Source organism: Microbulbifer okhotskensis, assembly GCF_023895975.1.
GTDB classification, from domain to species: Bacteria; Pseudomonadota; Gammaproteobacteria; order Pseudomonadales; family Cellvibrionaceae; genus Microbulbifer; species Microbulbifer okhotskensis.
Genome location: NZ_JALBWM010000199.1, coordinates 1 through 3,702, shown reverse-complemented (window position 1 = coordinate 3,702; position 3,702 = coordinate 1). Strand labels below are relative to the sequence as shown.

General features: G+C 49.8%; 6 protein-coding genes. 5 read left to right on the top strand and 1 reads right to left on the bottom strand.

Translation table 11 applies throughout. The features are described 5' to 3' along the window. The first annotated feature begins 180 nt into the window (after nt 1-180). Entirely contained in the window at nt 181-516 is a 336-nt protein-coding gene (locus MO867_RS20970; RefSeq protein ID WP_252472732.1) for a hypothetical protein, read from the top strand. Between the two features lie 103 nt (nt 517-619). On the opposite strand, the gene MO867_RS20965 is transcribed toward MO867_RS20970, so the two are convergent. Continuing rightward, nucleotides 620-889, bottom strand: a complete 270-nt coding sequence (locus tag MO867_RS20965; protein WP_256474254.1) for a transcriptional regulator — start codon at nt 887-889, stop codon at nt 620-622. An 82-nt stretch (nt 890-971) separates the two neighbouring features. Between MO867_RS20965 and MO867_RS20960 the strand changes: the two genes are divergently transcribed. The 4 genes from MO867_RS20960 to MO867_RS20945 all read left to right on the top strand — a co-directional run. Then, nucleotides 972-1,637: a S24 family peptidase gene (locus tag MO867_RS20960; protein ID WP_252472731.1), complete on the top strand. Its 666-nt coding sequence runs from the start codon at nt 972-974 to the stop codon at nt 1,635-1,637. A gap of 26 nt (nt 1,638-1,663) precedes the next feature. Beyond that, nucleotides 1,664-2,242, top strand: a complete 579-nt coding sequence (locus MO867_RS20955; RefSeq protein ID WP_252472729.1) for a hypothetical protein — start codon at nt 1,664-1,666, stop codon at nt 2,240-2,242. 232 nt (nt 2,243-2,474) lie between these two features. After that, nucleotides 2,475-3,197 (top strand): hypothetical protein, encoded by a 723-nt coding sequence (locus MO867_RS20950; RefSeq protein WP_252472728.1) that lies wholly within the window; start codon nt 2,475-2,477, stop codon nt 3,195-3,197. A gap of 31 nt (nt 3,198-3,228) precedes the next feature. Continuing rightward, a partial coding sequence (locus tag MO867_RS20945) for a DUF7666 domain-containing protein (protein ID WP_252472727.1) occupies nt 3,229-3,702 on the top strand: 474 nt, incomplete at its 3' end.

Genomic DNA, 3,702 nt, shown 5'->3' with positions numbered 1-3,702 from the left:
CAAATAGGATTGAACTTCTGAATTAATCTGCTCTCTTGTCACGGTTGCCTCTCCTATAACTTGCAATACTTTTTTATTAGTGGTTAAAAATACAGATCGACATAGCAGGAGATGAGCGAGACAATTAGCTGATCTGTACCAGAGAGCTAAAACGTTCAAACACAACCAAAGGATTTGCTCATGCGTACTGCATTTGCTCTATGCGCGATAGTTGCGCTTACCAACTGTTCATCTGAGACCCCAGAGGAGCGGGCCGCCCGCAATTGCCAGAGCGAGCTAAGCGCATTCTCAATGGCGCAAGCGTTCACTAAGCGCAGACTAAAATCACCGAAAACAGCCGATTTCTCAGGCTGGAATGATTCGGTAGTCGTGTATCAGGGTGACTGCATACATACTGTGCAAGGCTGGGTTGATGCTCAAAACTCTTTTGGAGCCAGCGTAAGAACTCACTACGTTGCCAAGCTCGAATACCTCAAAGATGAAGATAAGTGGCACTTGCACAGCCTGAATATGTAGCCGCAGCCCCTGCCCGAAACCCCGCTGCACCCGGGCAACCCCCCTCTACTATGCCGATTTTATAAAGAGCTCTGGCAGCGCTTAGGCTGTCAGTTTGTTTGAACTACTCTGTTTTACCTTCAGGGTTTTCGCTTACACTTCCTGTAGGTTGAATATTTTTGTTGGGGTAACACGGCTCCCCGTAAATATCCGGCCTGAGCTCCTCACGAGTTACGGCGCCTTTAGTGAACTGCTCAATTGCGCGGCAGAGCCTCGGTGGAACTTTTCGAACTCCGCGGTTCCACTGCGATACGCACGCTGGTGACACGCCAAGCAGGTCGGCAATTCGTTTTTGCGTCCCCATCAGGGAAACGGCTTTAGAGATAGCGTTCATGCAGAAACAATAGCAATTGCTATCGCAAATGGCAATAGCAAACCGTAATTTACATTTTGCTAAGGTCTGGGACGATTAGCTAATGGATATACGAGATACCAGAAGAGAAAACTTGCGCCAACTTGTGAATGAATTCGGCACAAAAGCCGGATTTGGGCGCCACTATAATGTAGACCCCACGTACATATCTCAGATACTAAATGGGCACCGCAACCTGGGTGAGAAGGCCGCTCGCAAGCTTGAAGCAACCATGGGGCTTCCCAAGCTTGCTCTTGATAACCTGCCCGAGAAAGGCTCGTCCGAGGGTTTATCGTCCGGCCAGGTTAATGTCGTCCCCGGGCCTAACATCCATAGGAGTGTGCCGCTAATCAGTTGGATTCAGGCTGGTGGATGGTCGGAAATCATTGATAATTTCCAGCCCGGCGAAGCCGAAGAGTGGCGTGAAACCACCGCCCGGGTGGGACCGCACGCCTTCGCCTTGCGCGTTGAAGGGGATTCAATGACTGCACCCAGCGGGGTATCCATTCCTGAGGGGTCGGTCGTAATTATAGACCCTGATGCCGCATACATTAACGGCTCCATCGTCGTCGCCAAGCTAGTGGACACGCAAGAAGCCACCCTAAAAAAGCTGATTATCGACGGACCTAACCGATACTTAAAGCCATTAAATCCGGCATATTCTCCCATCGCTATAAACGGCAATTGCCGCATTATCGGCGTAGCCAAAAAAGTGGAGCTTGACCTGTAAAACCCAACCACCAAGGATGGTATCGTATGGAAACTAAGACCGAGCTCCCAGAACCACGCAACCCAATAGTATTTAACCTCCTATTTACAGCTGCTGCAGCAGCCGCAATTGTGATTGCGCTCGTAGATAGTTCAAAGGCAACGGATGCAGTAAATGCCAGGGCTTGCAAGAGCGCACTGATGCTATTGGCAACCCGGCCATCGTCGGTTGAAATCATTGACGTCAGCTCCATACGGGGAGAGATGACAAGGGAAGAGGGGTTTGAGTGGGCCAAGGCAAGGGATGTGCCAGAAAGAGGGCTCAAGCGAATCGAAGAATTCATTGATGGCTCACCTATGCAGAGGAGCTTTGTGACGATTGACTACGCTGCAAGCGAGAGTCTTATCGGAGACTACCGCACCAAATTTCTATGCGGCTTTGTGACGAACGTTTTTGGCGGCGAGATCTTTGACACCATTACTCACCAGAATAAAGACTATCTTTACAAGGACATATTCCAGTACGGCCGAAAGGAACCAGAAGGTGTTAACCTGGTCAACCAGGTGGAGCACAGCAACATTACAGACCGCCTCGTCTACCTCATGTCGCTTGCAACCTCCCCATAAGTGGTACGCTGACAACCTGACAGTGCCGACTCCGCCCGCAGCATAGACGCCCCTCTTTGAAGTCCGCCTACGAGCGGGCTTTTTTATAACCCGCCGCATGCTAGGCGGCTAAACCCCTGAAGCGACCTGCATCGACTTTTAGGCACACCTTTCACACAAAAATTAGCATTTGCTATTGCGCAATTACGATAGCAAATGCTATTGTCTTTCTAACAACTCAGGGAGAACACCCATGTTAGGAAGCAGCTCAACCGCCCCCACCGAAGACGCTCTTAGCAGCTATGAGCGTCACCAAGACTCTCTACCGGACGAAACCGCAGCTGATGTAGAGCGCGCTGAAGCTGGCATTGTTGAATACGTCCTCGAGTGCATTCTCTCTGGTGATGACAAACGCCCACTCATTGAAGCCATGTATCGCCGCCGCTTTCTTGAAATCGCTCTCGATGAACTCGACAAGTTCCAGCTAAAGGACATCCTCCAGTGCGCGACCGCAAACGAGAAATTCTCTCGTAGCTGTGCATTAAAGCTAGCCAGGGAGTACCACGAAGAACTTGAACCGCGCGCAGCAGAAGAGGGGCATATCGAAGGGCACCCACTTTCCCGTAGAAAACCCACACAAGACGAAATTGAAAACACCGTATTTTTTATTGAGATGCACCTATTCCGCGAAACGGGAGCACTCAGTAATGAGTCAGCGTTAGCTCGAGAGATGCTTGATAAGCACATTGGAAAGTTTCTCGAAAAATACGCCGAAGATTGCGATTCAACCGGAAACGGAAAAATTGCTGAAATCGCCATCAGCGGTGACCACGCAGAAGCGGGGTATCAATATCACTCCGTAGCAATGGAAACCGTAAGGTTTATTGCTGAGAAATACTTCTGGCGATTCGCTCATGCTGCTCGCGATGCCGGCTGCCTTGAATTGCCCGGTCATGAAATTGTTCAAAATTATTAAGTATCCTCTCTCAAATAAAACAGGTGAACCCATGGAAAACGAAGAAAAAATAATTGCCTACAATGGTTTTGATAAAGACCTGCAGTGCCGTGGTTATCAGTATGAGATAGGTAAAACCCACCTCCATGAAGGTGAAGTTGAGGCGTGTCATAGCGGTCTTCACGCCTGTGAATATCCACTAGATATATTTAGTTATTACTCCCCAGCTGAATCCAGATTCGCTGTAGTGGAAGCGTCAGGCCAGATTGCACGCAGGGGAGATGATTCAAAAATTGCAGCGGCATCACTCACGGTTAAAGCCGAAATAAAGCTACCTCAGTTAATACAAAGCGCTGTTGATTGGGTTATTTCTCGGGCCGAAAAAGATGGTGAGACGGCCGCCGATGACGAAAACCAGAGCGCAGCCACTAACACCGGAAACCGGAGCGCAGCCACTAACACCGGATACCAGAGCGCAGCCACTAACACCGGAGACCAGAGCGCAGCCACTAACACCGGATACCAG